General features: G+C 54.4%; 15 protein-coding genes. 1 reads left to right on the top strand and 14 read right to left on the bottom strand.

Annotated elements, in window-relative coordinates; all coding sequences use genetic code 11:
* Window positions 1-76: 76 nt before the first annotated feature.
* From NST43_RS01220 to NST43_RS01185, 8 genes are all read right to left on the bottom strand, one after another.
* A complete protein-coding gene (locus NST43_RS01220; RefSeq protein ID WP_339222011.1) occupies window positions 77-2140 on the bottom strand; it encodes a glycosyltransferase family 39 protein in 2064 nt (687 codons plus the stop codon).
* 271 nt (window positions 2141-2411) lie between these two features.
* Window positions 2412-2957 (bottom strand): DUF1697 domain-containing protein, encoded by a 546-nt coding sequence (locus NST43_RS01215; RefSeq protein WP_339222010.1) that lies wholly within the window; start codon window positions 2955-2957, stop codon window positions 2412-2414.
* A gap of 41 nt (window positions 2958-2998) precedes the next feature.
* The gene (locus NST43_RS01210; RefSeq protein ID WP_339222008.1) at window positions 2999-3799 is read right to left on the bottom strand and encodes an aminoglycoside phosphotransferase family protein; all 801 of its coding nucleotides are present in this window, start codon (window positions 3797-3799) and stop codon (window positions 2999-3001) included.
* A 57-nt stretch (window positions 3800-3856) separates the two neighbouring features.
* Window positions 3857-4477: a hypothetical protein gene (locus NST43_RS01205; RefSeq protein WP_339222006.1), complete on the bottom strand. Its 621-nt coding sequence runs from the start codon at window positions 4475-4477 to the stop codon at window positions 3857-3859.
* A 127-nt stretch (window positions 4478-4604) separates the two neighbouring features.
* Window positions 4605-5729, bottom strand: a complete 1125-nt coding sequence (locus NST43_RS01200) for an endospore germination permease (RefSeq protein ID WP_339222004.1) — start codon at window positions 5727-5729, stop codon at window positions 4605-4607.
* Between the two features lie 27 nt (window positions 5730-5756).
* Entirely contained in the window at window positions 5757-5960 is a 204-nt protein-coding gene (locus tag NST43_RS01195) for a hypothetical protein (protein ID WP_339222002.1), read from the bottom strand.
* 2 nt (window positions 5961-5962) lie between these two features.
* Window positions 5963-7120: a Ger(x)C family spore germination protein gene (locus NST43_RS01190; RefSeq protein ID WP_339222000.1), complete on the bottom strand. Its 1158-nt coding sequence runs from the start codon at window positions 7118-7120 to the stop codon at window positions 5963-5965.
* Window positions 7117-8664: a spore germination protein gene (locus tag NST43_RS01185; protein ID WP_339221998.1), complete on the bottom strand. Its 1548-nt coding sequence runs from the start codon at window positions 8662-8664 to the stop codon at window positions 7117-7119. The genes NST43_RS01190 and NST43_RS01185 overlap by 4 nt, the downstream gene beginning before the upstream one ends.
* A gap of 281 nt (window positions 8665-8945) precedes the next feature.
* Between NST43_RS01185 and NST43_RS01180 the strand changes: the two genes are divergently transcribed.
* Window positions 8946-9329 (top strand): MGMT family protein, encoded by a 384-nt coding sequence (locus tag NST43_RS01180; RefSeq protein WP_339221995.1) that lies wholly within the window; start codon window positions 8946-8948, stop codon window positions 9327-9329.
* Here NST43_RS01180 and NST43_RS01175 read toward each other — a convergent pair.
* The 6 genes from NST43_RS01175 to NST43_RS01150 all read right to left on the bottom strand — a co-directional run bounded on the left by NST43_RS01175 (window position 9326) and on the right by NST43_RS01150 (window position 15766).
* Window positions 9326-10033: a DUF1361 domain-containing protein gene (locus NST43_RS01175; RefSeq protein WP_339221993.1), complete on the bottom strand. Its 708-nt coding sequence runs from the start codon at window positions 10031-10033 to the stop codon at window positions 9326-9328. The genes NST43_RS01180 and NST43_RS01175 overlap by 4 nt on opposite strands.
* Before the next feature lie 730 nt (window positions 10034-10763).
* Entirely contained in the window at window positions 10764-12542 is a 1779-nt protein-coding gene (locus NST43_RS01170) for a SulP family inorganic anion transporter (RefSeq protein ID WP_339221992.1), read from the bottom strand.
* A gap of 106 nt (window positions 12543-12648) precedes the next feature.
* Window positions 12649-12975 (bottom strand): metalloregulator ArsR/SmtB family transcription factor, encoded by a 327-nt coding sequence (locus tag NST43_RS01165; RefSeq protein WP_036700195.1) that lies wholly within the window; start codon window positions 12973-12975, stop codon window positions 12649-12651.
* Between the two features lie 116 nt (window positions 12976-13091).
* The gene (locus tag NST43_RS01160) at window positions 13092-13472 is read right to left on the bottom strand and encodes a hypothetical protein (RefSeq protein ID WP_339221989.1); all 381 of its coding nucleotides are present in this window, start codon (window positions 13470-13472) and stop codon (window positions 13092-13094) included.
* 67 nt (window positions 13473-13539) lie between these two features.
* The gene (locus NST43_RS01155) at window positions 13540-15168 is read right to left on the bottom strand and encodes a phosphatidylserine/phosphatidylglycerophosphate/cardiolipin synthase family protein (RefSeq protein WP_339221987.1); all 1629 of its coding nucleotides are present in this window, start codon (window positions 15166-15168) and stop codon (window positions 13540-13542) included.
* 301 nt (window positions 15169-15469) lie between these two features.
* Complete coding sequence (locus NST43_RS01150) at window positions 15470-15766, bottom strand: putative quinol monooxygenase (RefSeq protein WP_209993686.1); 297 nt, start codon at window positions 15764-15766, stop codon at window positions 15470-15472.
* Between the last annotated feature and the right edge of the window lie 4 nt (window positions 15767-15770).

The raw sequence follows: 15770 nt of genomic DNA, 5'->3' as shown, positions 1-15770 counted from the left end.
CCTCCTCAAAAGTAGTAAGGAAGCGCGCCGGCACACGACCGGATATACGCGCTTCCTGATCCCCTGCTCCCGCAGGTCAGTTCAGGGTGATCTCGTACAAGGTTCCGGCATTGCCGCTGTTCTGCGTTCCCTGCCAGTCTGCGGCCGGAACCTCCGTCCCGTTCGCGGTAATCCATTCCGTAATCTCCGAACTGCCGCCGCCCCGCATCCCGCCCATGCCGCCGTTGGTGACCAGGAAGTACTTCACCTGCCCGCTCTCTACAAGCTCCTTCAGGGTGTCTGGGGTATAAGGCGTATCTGACGCATTGAAGCCGTTCAGGATGACGACCTGCTCTCCTTCGTCGATGATATACGGGCCTGCTGTTCCATAATCCATCGCTGCGAACAGATATTTCTCGCCGGTATTATGCTCCTTGAGATAGGTCAGCAGAGACTCATTGATTCCAGCAGCGTTATTCCTTCCCCCCATGCCGCCCATGTTAGGCATGTTGGGTATGTCAGGCATGTTGCCCGTTGCACCCATTGCGCCCATTCTGAAGGAGCTGCCGCTATCAGGTCCTGCTGCTGGCGTCATGCTATTATTGCCATAGACAATCGGTGTGAACGCCCAATAGAGCGGGCCAATCAGTAGCACTAGCAACCCCGTTACCGCTGCGGCATGCAGCCAGGAAGACTTATCGCGTACCGCCTTCAGCAGCCGCAGTATCACCAGCAGTACCGTCATTGCAAGACCTGCTGCCAAAATACCGTAGGACCAGCCGCTGCCGATGGTATCGTCATACGGACGGATAATGTACACCTCAAGCACCGTTGTAGCCAGCACGGCTGCGGGCAGCAGCCAGGACAGCCAGGCCTTCCGCTCCTTATAGTAGCTCCAGAGCCGAGACCAGCCTGCACCTGCCAGCGCCGCCACCGGCGGAGCCATCATGATCAGGTAATACTGGTGGAAGAAGCCGGCGATGCTGAAGAATCCCATGACCGGAACCAGCCAGGCCAGCCAGAACAGGGCTTCCTTATGCTGCCGGGTGAAGCTCCTGCGGCGCAGGCTGGCCAAGATCCCGATGCTGCCAAACAGCACGAACGGCAGCAGCCAGCTCGCCTGGCCGGACAGCTCCTGCTGGAACAGCCGCAGCGGACCGGCAGTGCCTGTGTTGAACATGCCGCCACCACCCACCCCACCGCGTCCGTTCGGGCTTCCGAACCCGCCGAATCCGCCTTTCTCTCCTTCTCCGCGCCGTCCGCCAGCTCCATCCATGGCCGGGAATTCACCGCTATAGTCCGGCATTTCCCCGTTCATTCCGGGCATGCCGCCACCGCCGAAGCCGCCGCTTCCGGCTCCCCCAGTGCTGCGGTCACCGGTCAGACGGGACACACCATTATAGCCAAAAGCCAAACCCAGCACAGAGTTGGTGCCACTGCTACCGATGTAAGGCCTCTTATCCGCCGGAATGGAATCTACAATTACCGCCCAGGATAGAGACACTGCCAGGAGTACGGCAGTGCAGGCTGCAAGGGTGCCGGTTTTCTTTTTCCAGTTCACCTTGGCTGCCAGGAGATAGAATAGATAAAAGGCCGGAAGTACCATATAAGCCTGCAGCATCTTCTCATTGAAAGCGACACCGATGAGCCCGAAGGCAGCCAGCAGGCTGCCCAGCCGGTGGGTCCGGGTGCCTCGGAAGAGAAACCATGCCGCCAGCAGCAGTGTGAACACCAGCAGCGTATCAATATTGTTCGTGCGGCTTACCGCCGCTGCTACCGGAGTAGCGGCCATAACGAGCGCTGCAAGCCTTGCCGCCGCCCGTCCGAAGGTTGGCTTCACCAGCAGATAGACTAAGAGTACCGAGCCTACACCGCTGAGCACCTGCGGCAGGATGACACTCCAGCCATGCAGGCCGAAGACCAGCGCGCTTAAGGTCTGCAGCCAGAAGGTGACCGGCGGCTTATCCACCGTTACTGACCCTGCAGAATCCAGGGAAGCGAAGAAGAAGTTATGAAAGCTCTGCAGCATGCTTCCTACAGCGGTTGTATAGTACGTATTAGCATATTGGTCATTCCAGATTCCGTATCCGTACAGGACGGCTGCCAGCAGCATAATCATTAGCAGGACAACATCGGTACCCGGCCTCTTCAGTAATTTCATCGTTTGATCCACTCCGATTCGTTCATTTCTTAGGTGTATTATGGCATCCGTACCTTAACCCGTAATGAATGCCCGCTGAATGTTTGCTGAACGTGCCGGAAGCACAGGACACAAGTGGAAACGGCATTGCCGTCCTTTGAAAGGACGGTACCGTTTCAGCGAGAAATAGAAGGATAAGTTATCGTGTGAAACATATAAATTCTTATATTTAGACAAATACCCCACTCGGAGATGCATCCAAGTGGGGTATTTATTAGTGTTGCTACTTCCTTTACGGCTTACGGGCCAGCGCTGCTACCTTGTTCAGGGTGTTCCAGTTGCGCGCGGTAAGTGCCGTTCCCAGCAGCTTGTCGAACGGCACCTTGAACAGCGGCGACTCGCTTACACTCACTTCATAGAAGGCATACAGCTCCCTGCCGATCACCCGCACCTTATCGGTTCCATCCTCATAGGGGCGGAGCTTCTCCAGCGCCTCAGCGGCTGGCTCCGCTGCCAGGAACGAGACATACAGACGCTTGTAGGCTTCCTGTTCACTCTGCGGGAACGGATTGCCGGCAATGACCGCCTCCAGCTCCTCCAGAGAACGGATCATCACCGGCACCTCAAAGCCGAAGGTCTCCTGAATCCGCTGGCTGATCGTCCTGGCGAGCAGAGAAGCGGAGGTCTCTTCACTCTCGAACACAACGTTGCCGCTCTGAATATAGGTCCGCACCTTCCCATACTTAAGCGCTTCGAACATCGCCGTAAGTGCTTGCATCTTAATGATTTTATTGCCGCCGACATTAATGCCGCGCAGCAAGGCAATGTATGTATTCATCTGCACTTCCGCCTCCTCTATACAGTCTGTTGCCCTCAGCGCTATGCTCTCAGATGTCTACGGATCTCGCGGACCAGCAGTTCCTTCTCGGGAACCGGAAGGCCTTCTACCAGCCGTGCCGCCGCTACCGGTAGTATCCAAGGGTTAATATCAGCTAGCGCCATGCCTGACAGCTTCAGATAACTGCGGACATATTGCGCGGTCAGCCGCTTCCTGGCAAACCCCAGGAACCCCTTAGTGAACATAGAAGCCCGCTCAGGCAAGGCCCCGATACTGAACATGATTACCGACCGTGCAACATCCGCTGCAGGATTGCCGCGGACGCCGGTCATCCAGTCAATGACCCACAGCTTATCGTCCATCAGGATATTGTCCGGGTGGAAATCGCCATGGCATAGCTTCTCCCCGTCCGGCAGCTCTGCAAGCCGGGACAGAATCTGTGTTTTCTCCTCTGTCGCAAGCATGGGTGCAGCTATGATCTGATGTTCCAGCTGCTTTTTCTGCGCTCCAGCTTCGCCCATACCCTCAAGCTGGTGAAGACTGTAGTGCAGGCCGGCCATCTGCTTGAAGCCGCTGAAGTTCAGCCACGGCTTCCGGTTCATCTGCTGTAACAGGGTAGGACCGGCGATCTGCTGATACACAATTCCCGGTCTGCCCTCTACCACTACCCGCTCATGGGGCTGCGGAGTAGCAACACCTTGTTCATAGACCCATTTACTGAAACGGTATTCTAAGTCCACATACTCTTCCGGAACGTCATCGCGGTACAGCTTAAGAATCTTTCCTTCCCCGTACTCCAGCACTTCCGCCGTTCTGCCTTGACCGATTACCTTCCCCTGCATATCAATGCCCTCCCGGCTAATCCAGACTGATCCGCGAGTAAATACTCTCATCTCCTTTTATAGTGAATCGCGGAAAAACTCATGATAGAAATTAATAATAACCAGCAGCACAGCCAGCGATTCGTTGACGCTATCCACTTCCAGAGCGTGGTTGGCATCGTCAATCCTGTATACCCTTACCTGCTTCATGCTGCTAAGCTCGGCGGGATGCTGCCCGGTGAACATCGGGTCACTTCCGCCGTAAATCACACTGCCCCGGCTCTGCCGGATGAACGGAAGGCTCTCGGGAACTGGTGTAAGAAACAGTTGCGACACCTTCTCCCCCATTCCAGGCTCCGACGCCACCTTACCGGCAATAATCGTCCCCATACTCTTGCTGATGAACAGGAGCTGTTCATAGTCGGGAAGCGAAGCCAGCGCAATTTTGCATTCCTCGGCAACAATATCAATCTCTTCGCGCTTGAAGGATACTCTTGCAGCCTGGTAGCCGTATTCTAATAGCAGCAGGTCACAGCCGTATTCCCGGGCCAGCTTGCCCGCATAATCCAGCAGCGGCCGCTCGGCGGAATAATTCTGTCCCGGAAACACCACAGCCAGTACCTTGGAGCCTTGGGCGATAAGCTTATGTCTGACCTCTCTGCCCCAATGTGAGGACATTACAATGCTGGATACGCTCATCTTTAATCCACGCCTTTCCTACCTGTTCTATGAGATGCTCTCTTACCTCTCATTATAGCTAACTTCAGCACAGGTTGAAAACAAGGCAGCCCCGCAGGGCGGGGCTGAGGAGATGAGACTTCTACGCTTATGAACCTTCCGGCTGCTGCTCAGGAGGAACCTCCTGCCTGCTGCTCCTTTTGCGGGCGATAAGCTCGGCTGTAAGCCACAGCAGTACAGGGATAATCACCTGGAAAGGAAGGGCATACACCTTATAGATGTGATACGCGAAATACTCCATTTCCATAATATTGGAATAGATGAAATCCGACAGATAGATCATAATCAGCCCCATCTGCAGCACTACAGACCGGTAGCTCCTCAGCTTGAATACCTTCGCTACCCCGTTGCAGGTTACATACAGGCACAGACTGACCTTGACGAAGAGCGCCGTAACAAATACAATGGCCGCCGAGCCCTCGATCCGGGTAACGAAATCGCCGATATTAATCCGGCTGACCGCCACGTAAGAGGGGAAGTACAGACCGGACAGAATATCAGGGCCAAGAATCAGCAGGTTGCGCAGCGTAATCATAATAATGATACTCCCTGCAATCAGTGTGCTGCTGACCAGCACCCGCTTGGCAGAGCCCTTGGCCGGAATGGCGCTGAACGCGCCAAGGAAGACTACAATCTCGGCAAAAGGGAAGGTGAACGATCCGGCTGTATCTGCAAGAATAAGGTCTAATCTGGTATGGAGTAGCGGCTTCAGATGATGGTATTCAAACTTGGGTACGGAGAGTAGTTGTAAAATCACAATTACAATCAGCGAGAACAGCAGCAGGAATTTGGCGCTTCTTCCAAGCACCTCGATGCCGGCGTGGACCACCCAGATACAGAGCAGTCCAATCATAAGCATGGGTGCGAACATCGGAGTTGCGGTTAAAGCCACGGTCTTGCTGAACTCCCCGAAATTGCGCAGCACCAGCGCTCCCAGATGTAAAGCATACCAGATATACAGACAAGAGAGCATCCGTCCCAGGACGGAGCCGAACACTTCAATCAGCATGTCATACAGATCCTTGCCTGGAAACAGGACATGGAGTCTTGCATAGATCAGCATAAGGGGAAGCGCCAGCAGAATCGCCAGCAGTTGGGCAATCCAGCTGCTGTTACCGGACTGTGAGGAGGTTCCCAGGAACAGGGAAGCGCCGGTGACAAATAATATAGCGATGCTGATGGACTGTCCAGCCGGAATAGTCTCTTTGCTCACACTCTCCTCCTCCTTCAGCGGCGCGCTTTAATATAGCCTTTTCACCCAATCCACAAACAGCGGGGACGGACTGGGAATCTCCCAGCGCATCGACAGTGCGAAGGCCAGCCCGAAGGAGATCAGGTACAGGGCGGAGCAGACCAGGAAATCCCGCTTCATTCCCTTCTTCCGCAGCCCACATGGATCAATTACAGCTATCAATGCGTAGATCAATATCACGTAAATGAACATACTTAATCCCCCAGCCGGATGGCCCGCGAAGTCTTGGCACTGCTCTGTATCGTCACCTTAGACTGGACGTTCACTTCAAGACCGGCAAAGACCTCAGGCCAATGATCCTTCACCTCCGCCCAGAGCTTGGGCTGATTCTCGTACAGGCTCTCGCCAAAGCCAAAAATATCAGCATCGTATTGCTGCTGCATCTTATGAACTAACGTAAGAATATCTGCCTGCAGCCGCTCAGCGGCCCTGTGCTCAATATCCTGAACAGTCTCATCTTTAAAGAATCCATCCGGTGTCATAACCTCATCCAGCCCTGTCTTGGTTACAGTACGGATCTGCATCTGGAGCTTGCCATCCACCATTTTGTGCTTCAGCTTGGTTTGACTGGAGACAATCTCCAGGGAATACGCCGGATTCCCCCGCTTATCATCCACAGCCAGCACCCCTCCCTGCAGTACATTTTTGACCACTAGCATCGTCTTCGTCTCATCGCCGCTCAGTTTACCCACCATCCGGTCCTTCACGAATACGGCGGTACCTGACACCCTTACCCTCTGCTCACCGTTTTTTTGATGAATATGAATGACTGGTGCGGTCGCATTGATCCCTGAAGTCTCCAGTTTATCAATGAAATCCCATATCTCCACAGTCGGGGCGATGTTCGTATACTTCTCATCACGCATCATCTGGGCCAATTCAAAGGACAGGATGGCTTCCGTGGTACTGTTCAGATTAAGAACCTCGCGGGCCGTCTTCTCTCCTGACACAAAGATGAACACATCTGAACGTGTCTCCGTATCCCGGCTGTACCAGTCAATGACTTGGATCAGCCCCTCCTTGGCTGCCTCCTCACTGAAAATAATCGCCTTGGCATGGCTCCAGAACAGCTTCTTGCCCGTTATAGAGATCAGATTGCGGACGATTTCAAACATCGTATTTCCGCTGAGGCTGACCATCTTGTAGCCCGCCTGAGCCTTGTTTGCCGACCCTCCTGTATCCACAATCTCTGCTGTAAGCAGCAGCTTCCCATCCTCATTCTTATCAATGGCCACTCCGGCTACAATCGCCATATCATCCACCTCGGCATAATTCCAGCAGCCAGTGAGTCCTAGGCTCAGCAGCAGCAGTAGTGAGCTAAGAGAGGCGATTCCTCTTCGCAGGGACCTCATGACCGCTTGGCCGGTCTCTTGGACGGCTTCCGTCTCCGGTTGCGCATTCCAATCACCGCCGGACGCAAATTCATATCCCACCAGGGCGCACGGACAGCGGTGTCCTTAATATCCTGCGGCCGGATCGAGCCAACCCCAAGCATATAAGAGACGCCGAAGGAGCGCAGGCTCATCAGATGAATGACCAGACCGAGCAGACCGAAGAAATACCCGTAGAGGCCCAGGAAAAAGGTAGTGCCCAGCAGCGCCAGTCTGGCGATGATCAGCGGCCCGGTCAGCCGTGGATTCAGCAGGGTCGTTATCCCTGTCAATCCCACCACGATAACCATCGGCGCACTGACAATCCGCGCATCCACGGCAGCCTGGCCCAGCACCAGCGCCCCGACAATGCTTACTGCCTGGCCAATCGCTGTCGGTATCCGCGCCCCCGCTTCCCGCAGCACCTCGAAGATGGTCAGCATAAGCAGCGCTTCAACAATGGTCGGAAAAGGTACCGATTGCCTGGCAGTCGCAATACTAAGCAGCAGCAGAGTGGGGACCATCTCCTGGGCATAGGTTACAAGGGCAATATAACCGGCCGGGATACTGATCGACATGAAGGCGCCCAACACTCTAAGCACACGGTTAAACGATGCAAAATAATAGTTGATATAATAATCCTCACTGGCCTGGAAGTTCTCAACGAATACATAAGGAACTGTCAGCGCAAAAGGGGTGCCTTCGATGAGAAGCGCAACCCGCCCCTCCATGATTTTGCTCACAAGTGTGTCCGGCCGTTCGGTACTTCCAACGGTTTCAAACGGAGAGTAGGGCTCGTCACGGATCAGCTCGGCCAGATAACCCGTGTCCAGAATCAGATCAAGCTCCACCTTCTCCAGCCTGTCATACAGCTCCTTAATAATATCGGGAGAGGCCAGACTCCCCATATAGCAGATACAGGTCTGCGTCTTGCTGCGTGTTCCGATTTCGGTGAATTCAATTTTCAGATCCGGGTCGCGCACCCTGCGGCGGATCAGGGTCAGATTCACAAGCAGCGATTCGGTGAAGCCCTCACGGGGGCCGCGCACTGCTTTTTCCGTAGTAGGCTCTTCTATCGCCCTGGAGTCCCATCCCTGAACATTGATGATAAGCCCTCCGGCATAACCTTCCAGCAGCAGCACTGCCTTCCCGCTGACGACCGCCCCGATCAGTCCATCCAACTCCTCGGAGACCATGACATCTGGGGTATCAATGACAGTCAACCGGATTCTCTCCATCAGAACCTTAGGGTCCCGGTGCTCTTCCTCTGCGGGCTGGTAAGCCAATATCGGCTTGATGATCCCCGTCTGAATCAGATTCCGGTCCACCATTCCATCGACATAGATTAATCCGCAGCGGACGGGAGCGCCTTGGCTGTTCTCCATGATCCTTACTCTCAGTGTCCCGTCGTTATTGAAAATCTTCCGCAGCCGCCCCACCGTCTCCTCCAGCGAAGGGCTTAGCGGAGGATGGGCAGACAGGGTACCGGCAGCTTCACTGTTCAGTGCAGAATGCTTGTTCTTCACCGCTATCACTCCTGTCAGAGATCTATTGCTCTGATTATCCCCCGTCTCTCTGACTCTTATTCGCCAGAATTTGCTGCATGGAAGAGCCGAAGCCGTCCGGCCCTTGAACGGCACAACAAATTAGCCCGCTCTGCAAAAGAGGGGCTGACTTACGCCAAGCTTCATATGATATTCGCCAGCCGCTGCTCCACTACGGCAAAAGCTCCTTGCAGCAGCCGCTTTATGTTATGGTTAGTACAGTATTGTTATTGACAGAGAACGAACAGTAAGGAGCCCGTAAGATGACACCATTCACGCGAAAAGTTATTCTCATTATTCAGTCGATCCCGGAAGGCTCCGTCATGACCTACGGCGGGATTGCCCGGGCGGCCGGAAGTCCCCGGGCGGCCCGGCAGGTCGTGCGCATCCTGCACTCCATGAGCAGGAAGTATAAGCTGCCGTGGTACAGGGTCATCAACGCCAAAGGAATGATCTCGCTCACAGAAGACGAATCCGCCTCCCTACAGCAGCTATATTTAACCGGAGAGGGCGTTATCTTCGATGAACGGGGTGTGGTTGACCTGGAGCGCTATCAGTATGTTCCTGTTCTTGAGCTGGAGCTGGACATGGAACTGGATATGGAGATCGAGATGGAGCCTGAACTCGGCGATGAGAACGACACTTAACCTATCTTCCTCCGGCCCTCGGAATAACTCCTGCGGCTCCCGTCCGCCAGCCCGTTCAGCAGGCAGTACATCGTGGCATAGATCACCAGCAGTACAAACGCGACGAACAGGCTGAAGAACACAGACTGCCGGTTCAGACTGTCCATGACCAGCCGGTAGAGCTGATGGCGGTCCGTCAGCACATCCCAGCTGTTCAGCCGGTAGACTCTGCCGAGCAGGACGCCGTAGCCGCCCATGACACAGGCGAACAGGACGAAGGCCCACGAGAGCAGCATGTTGCTTTTCCGGTAGATCACGTGCTGGAACTGGTACAGGGAGAAGAATCCAGTCAGCCAGCCGCTCCAGGTGAACAGGAGCAGGGTGGTCAGATCATACCAGTACCGGTTCTGGATCGTTCCGCCGACGATATACTTGCTTTTGCGGACAGTCAGATGGATCAGATCGGTCATAATATAAGGCGCATTCGGAAAAAACAGCAGCCAGGCTACGCCCAGCGGCAAAATCAGCATCCCTCCGATCTTCCGTTTATCCAGCTCATGCGCGGCCATGGAGAAGAAAAACGGCACCCAGGCCAGAAACAGATTCCAGAGCAGAAAGGCATAGAACGTATCCGTCTGCAGCGAAACCACGCGGTATACCGCAAGTGTTGCCGCTGTCATAGCAGCCAGAAGGATGAAGACCTTGGTATAATTCAGTTCTTTCATGAAGGATAATCTCCTTACCTTGATATAGTCCAATGATGTAATTGTACAAATATGGGGCGGGAGTGTCCAATATTGGTGCTGTACCCTCACGCTGCGCATTGTATTCGGTTTTCCGCATACACTCTGAAGTCTTCTCCCTTTCCAATCCGTGCTCCGCCTAACTCCGGCCAATTCTGAAGGTTTTCTCTCTCACCGGCCGCTTGTACGGAGAGCATTGTTGCACATTTTGCAGGATTTATCTATAAATGTAACTGGCTGAAGCACAATGTTGCATAATTTGCAGGAATTACGGTGGTTAGAGTAAGTAAACGCTGGATTTGTTGCATTTCGTGCAGGATTTCTGCATAAGCCGCTTCTATTGGGCAGTATTGTTGCCCTTTTTGCAGGATTTCTCTTAAAATGTTACTGGTTGTGATGCATGGGGCCCTTTCCTCCGCGCAGCGGCACCCATTGTATTCGGTTTTCCTGTGAAAATACTTCTGGCACAACCTGCGATAAACGCACGGCCTACGTGGCGAGTCCAGTCCAATTGTGTTCGGTTTTATGTTAAAATATGTAAATTAGATGAATATAAAAGAAAATCATAATTTCCTAAACAGTAAAAAAGCAGTACCGCCCATGAAGGACAGCACTGCTGGTGTGACGTTAACAGAAAACTGCAATTGCGGAGCCTGCGGACTGGCCGCTAAGCGGCTGCATTTGTTATCTTCTTAGCCCCGGATTGCGCGGGTTATACCCCGCCGCTCAGCTTGCGGGTCACCGCCGGGGTGCGCCCCTTGAAGGCCGCGCTGCGCAACGCGGATTCCTCCAGCCCCGAGAAGGCGCTGCATTCTCTGAAGGCCGCATGTTCGCAGCCCCGGCACCGGTTGTAATCGACACTTCCCAGCGCCTCATTGATTGCATCGCCGGTATGATCATAGAACTGTGCCGCACCGATCCGGTCGTACAGCCTTGTCTTCTTCAGCAGCTCCAGCGGCTGGCTCTGGATGCCTGAGATCATCAGCCTGCCGCCATCCGCCTGCAACTGCTTCACCAGCGCAGCCAGATTGGCTTCGCCCGTGGTATCCATCAGCGGCACCTTGCCCATACGCAGCAGGATGAGCTTAGGCTGATCCGGGCCAAGCTCCGGCATGGTATGGTCGAAGCGGTAAGCGGCTCCGAAGAACAGCGGTCCCTCCACATTGTAGATTCCGATCTGCGGACAGTCGTGGCTCTCTGTTACCATATGGGCCTCGACCTTGACGGAAGTCGGGTCAGGCAGCACCTTGGAGATTCTATGCACCTCGCCCATACGCTTGACGAAGAGGACAACGGCCAAGATCAGCCCCACCTCTACCGCCACTGCCAGATCGGCGAATACCGTCAGCAGGAAGGTAATCGCCAGCACCAGCGAATCCCCAGTCTTCAGCTTCAGCAGGTGGAGGAATTCCTTGCGTTCACTCATATTCCAGGCTACAACCATCAGAATCGGCGCCATCGCTGCCAGTGGAATGCTGGAGGCGTACGGAGCGAACAGCAGCAGAATCAGGAACACCACCACACCGTGAATGATCCCGGAGAGCGGGGAAGCGGCACCGCTGCGGATATTGGTAGCGGTTCTGGCAATCGCGCCGGTAGCCGGTATCCCGCCGAAGAGCGGCGCGGCGATATTGGCGACCCCCTGGCCGATCAGCTCACGGTTGCTGTCATGGCGGTCGCCCGACATGCCGTCCGCTACTACTGCGGAGAGCAGCGACTCAATGGCCCCCAGCATGGCAATGATAAACGCAGGGCGGATCAGCAGCTTGATCTTCTCCCAGGTAATGAGCGGAAAGTGAAAGCTCGGGAGTGTATTCGGGATATCCCCGTAAGCAGAACCGATAGTGGTCACCTTACCGCTGAAGAACAGGGCGGCGATTAGCGTAGCGCACAGAAGTCCGATCAGGGAACCCGGCACCTTCGGGGCAAACCTCATGCCCAGCACCACTACAGCCAGACAGGCCGCCGCAGTCAGAATACTGTACAGGTTGATTGTGGAGAGATGCGCCCCGATCTCCTTCATATTGTCGATAAAGCTCTCATGCCGCTTCATATCCCTCAGGCCAAGGAAGTTCGCAATCTGCCCGCTGAAAATAATAACGGCAATCCCGGCCGTGAAGCCAATGGTCACCGGCTTCGGAATGAACTTAATCAATACCCCCAGCCGCAGAACACCCATCACGACAAGAATCACCCCGGCCATCATTCCGGCAATCAGCAGATTCTCATACCCGTACTGCATCGCAATGGCGAACAAAATAGGAATGAATGCTCCCGTAGGCCCGCCAATCTGAAACTTGGTCCCGCCGAATAAGGAAATCAGTATGCCGGCCACAATAGTTGTATAAATTCCGTACTCCGGCTTCACACCGGAAGCAATAGCAAATGCCATCCCGAGCGGGATGGCAATAACGCCGACGATTGTCCCTGAAATGATATCCTTGCGCAGCGAAGCAATGTTATAGCCTTTGAAACGGCCCCACCCTGTCATCCTATAACCTTCTTTTCTCTGAATATCTGATTATTTGAATATAATACCCACATTACTCCTGCCCGCTGCTCTTGTCAACGGGGTAATCCGCCCCCGGAGGCCGGGGTTATTCGCTGCGGATGCCTTCAAGCAGGGAAATGGTACTCACCAGATGATTGTCGAAAATCTGCCTGGCTACAGCCAGAAGCTCCTTGATCAGAGGATCACGGAGGGCATAGATGACAGTGGTCCCTTCCTTGACGCTGGTGACCACATTTTTGGCCCGGAGGACGGCCAGCTGCTGGGATACCGCAGAGCCTTCCGAGCCCAGGATCGCCTGCAGCTCGTTCACATTCTTCTCGCCTTCGCTAAGCAGCTCCAGAATCCGAATCCGCATCGGGTGAGCCAGCGCCTTGAAGAATTCCGTCTTAAATTGTTGAATATCGCTGTTCATCAGACTTCTACTCCTTATGCTGTTACTTGTTTCAATCTATATTATATTAGCTCATTTGCTTGAAGGTGGCTATGCCGGGGCAGGAAATCATTCGTCCGCCCGGGGCTCTGCGGCCCCTACAGATTCACCGGATACAGCCTGGCTTCACGGGTCCTCAGCTCGACGAAACCGCCCAGCGCCATCGGTTCGCCCAGGCATTCGAACATGATCAGGTCGCGGCCAATCCGCAGATAACCCGTGCCGTCCTCCTCTATATTTTCCAGCACGCCCGTCAGGATGACCGTCTCCCCTTCAATGCGCAGGCCAAAGGCACCGCCGGGAGCCGGCACAATATCGACCCAGCTCATGAATAGCGCCGGCAGCTCCCATTCAGCTTCCCATTCCTCTCCCGGCTGAACAGGCGGTCCGCACCAAATGGCTCTGGCTTCCCCCCATTTCGCTGCCGCGAATCTGATTTCCCCGGTCCGGGGACCTTGTCCAAGAATCTGTATGTTCATCTTCATTAGCTCCATCTTCGTTCATTGGTATAACGTCATTATACATGACCAGTCGCCGGAGAGGATATCAGGTGTAATTCTGCGTTGCTTTGTTCAGATACGTGCTGGGATGCAGCCATGGATGCTTGAAGAACTCGTGTTTGTCGGTGATTTTGCGGGAGACACTGAGGTCATAATCAATCATGCGCTTCACCTTCTCCGCGAGACTTCTGCCCTTCACCAGCAGGCCCAGCTCGTAATCATGGCAGGCACTCCGTTCATTAATATTATAAGAGCCGTGAAATACCGCCTGCGCTCTGTGGTCGTAGATGATTTTCCAGTGGGAGAAGCGTTCAGTCGCACTATAATCATAGAAGGATACGCCATTACAAAAGGGAACGTACATGTTGCTGCGCACCGCCGCCCGGTTTGTCGGATGATCGTTAACCTCCAGCGGATTGCAGATGGCGAGATGGCAGGCGCGCTCCGGCCCCACTTCTCCCAGCCGGTCCCAGAAGGCCTGATCGATCAGATAGGGATTCACAATAACGGTCTCATCGGCCGCATAGGTGATCACATCCAGAATATATTGCTGAATCAGGTTGACCGGGTTGCCGGGAAAGCTCGCGAAGAGCGTGCACTCCTCCTCCCCGAATGCATAGTCTACCGCAGGACGATAGAAGGGTGACGCAAGGTCAAAGTGATCTCCCCCGAGCAGCAACCATCTGGAGTGAAAAACAGCGTTCAGCGACTGGGCCACAGCCCCCTGAATGCGGAAGCAGCCGTCATGCCATTCCTCTTCCTTCGCGGGTATACCGAGCGGACGTCCATCCGCCTGACGGCCCGGGGCCTCCTGAATGGGGGTGGCAAAGGTATACTGGTCCCCGATATTCAGACTGCCGATAACGGAAGTTATTCCGTCTATAATCATGAATTTGCGGTGGTCAATCACATTCAGCCCGGTCACTTCCACATCCTCCTGAACCTTATCCTGCAGAAAAAGGATGCTCTCAGGCACGCCCTGTGACTTAAGCACCTTACGCTTCGCAGCCCATTCCTCCGCACCGTAATAGGAGTGGAAGGTATCCAGCAGCCTCGCACCCGCCTGCTCCAGACGCCCGGCAATTGTGGAGAATTGCCCCACCTCCAGATTCTGGCCGTATCCGAGCGCAGTGACCGTATAATTCACCATGATTCTAACCTCGACGCCGCGCTCAAGCGCATGAAGCAGCTCAGCAGCGATAAGGTTCCCCGAATGGTCATTGAAGAACAGCATCACGGACAGATGAATGTAACGTTCAGCCTTGCGGATCTCGCCGAGCAGCATGTCCAGGCACTGCGGCCCGTTCACATAAGGATCTACCCGGTTATGCCGGGTGGTCTGCGGGGCCAGAGCTCTGAGCTTACCGGAATCGAGTCCCGCTACTGTATCCGCGAGCTGATTAAGCCATTCCTGGCTTATACCCGGCAGTTGCCCGAGTTGCTGCATATCCGTTATGACGCCCCCGCACTCCTGCCGGTAAGCGCGCGCGGTATCACTTTGCAAAAGAGGGGTAAACGCCGGCTCAGCCTCCTTCGCGCCTTCGGTAAGCGAGGCCAGGGAGCCGCCCGAAATATGATAATTCACGTAATCTATGAGATCCTGCTGAAGCTGCCCGTCCCGCTCGGCAGCAGCAGGGATTGAGGTTAACCCGTGATTGTTATGTACACTAGTCATGCTGTCTTCATCTCCTTCGTCCTTCCCCCCGCCTTGCTTCGCCAGCAAATGACAATCCAAGTGAGAGTAAGGTAAGATACCCCGCTTGTACGTTTTATAAACGGTATGGCACTTAGCAAGTGGAAACGGCTATGCCGTCCTTTTAAAGGACGGTACCGTTTCAGCGAGAAATAGAAGGAAAACTTATTATGTGAAACATATAAATTCTTATATTTCAATAAAAAGGATGCCGCAGCAGTCATTAGACTGCCGCAGCATCCCGGGATTCCAGATCGTATTGGGTGAACCGCTTAATTCGTAATTATTTGCTCAATTCCTCTGCGCTATACACCTTAACATCGAGCGGTGCGGTCAGGAACTCTCCCGCTTTGGCGGCGAAGCCGGTGAAGTGGGGGCTTGTGTTGTGAGCGGCAACGGCGGCCTGGTCACGCCAGGTCTCAACCATAATATAGAGACTTCCGTCTGCTGCATGCTTATACAGCTCGTAGGACAGGTTCCCTTCTTCTTCGTGCGTGGCAGCAATCAGCGGCTTCGCTGTGGCCAGGAATTCTTCCTCCCGTGCAGGATTCACATGAAGCAGCGCATGGATAATTAACATTCGT

Origin of the sequence: Paenibacillus sp. FSL H8-0332 (assembly GCF_037963835.1) — a bacterium.
Lineage (GTDB): Bacteria > Bacillota > Bacilli > Paenibacillales > Paenibacillaceae > Paenibacillus_AQ > Paenibacillus_AQ rhizoplanae.
This window is presented reverse-complemented; position numbering and strand designations above follow the sequence as displayed.

Excerpts from the sequence above, each read along its gene's own strand:
- NST43_RS01220 (WP_339222011.1), bottom strand. The coding sequence starts at position 2,140 with ATGAAATTACTGAAGAGGCCGGGTACCGATGTTGTCCTGCTAATGATT.
- NST43_RS01215 (WP_339222010.1), bottom strand. The coding sequence starts at position 2,957 with ATGAATACATACATTGCCTTGCTGCGCGGCATTAATGTCGGCGGCAAT.
- NST43_RS01210 (WP_339222008.1), bottom strand. The coding sequence starts at position 3,799 with ATGCAGGGGAAGGTAATCGGTCAAGGCAGAACGGCGGAAGTGCTGGAG.
- NST43_RS01205 (WP_339222006.1), bottom strand. The coding sequence starts at position 4,477 with ATGAGCGTATCCAGCATTGTAATGTCCTCACATTGGGGCAGAGAGGTC.
- NST43_RS01195 (WP_339222002.1), bottom strand. The coding sequence starts at position 5,960 with ATGTTCATTTACGTGATATTGATCTACGCATTGATAGCTGTAATTGAT.
- NST43_RS01190 (WP_339222000.1), bottom strand. The coding sequence starts at position 7,120 with ATGAGGTCCCTGCGAAGAGGAATCGCCTCTCTTAGCTCACTACTGCTG.
- NST43_RS01180 (WP_339221995.1), top strand. The coding sequence starts at position 8,946 with ATGACACCATTCACGCGAAAAGTTATTCTCATTATTCAGTCGATCCCG.
- NST43_RS01175 (WP_339221993.1), bottom strand. The coding sequence starts at position 10,033 with ATGAAAGAACTGAATTATACCAAGGTCTTCATCCTTCTGGCTGCTATG.
- NST43_RS01170 (WP_339221992.1), bottom strand. The coding sequence starts at position 12,542 with ATGACAGGGTGGGGCCGTTTCAAAGGCTATAACATTGCTTCGCTGCGC.
- NST43_RS01165 (WP_036700195.1), bottom strand. The coding sequence starts at position 12,975 with ATGAACAGCGATATTCAACAATTTAAGACGGAATTCTTCAAGGCGCTG.
- NST43_RS01160 (WP_339221989.1), bottom strand. The coding sequence starts at position 13,472 with ATGAACATACAGATTCTTGGACAAGGTCCCCGGACCGGGGAAATCAGA.
- NST43_RS01155 (WP_339221987.1), bottom strand. The coding sequence starts at position 15,168 with ATGACTAGTGTACATAACAATCACGGGTTAACCTCAATCCCTGCTGCT.
- NST43_RS01150 (WP_209993686.1), bottom strand. The coding sequence starts at position 15,766 with ATGTTAATTATCCATGCGCTGCTTCATGTGAATCCTGCACGGGAGGAA.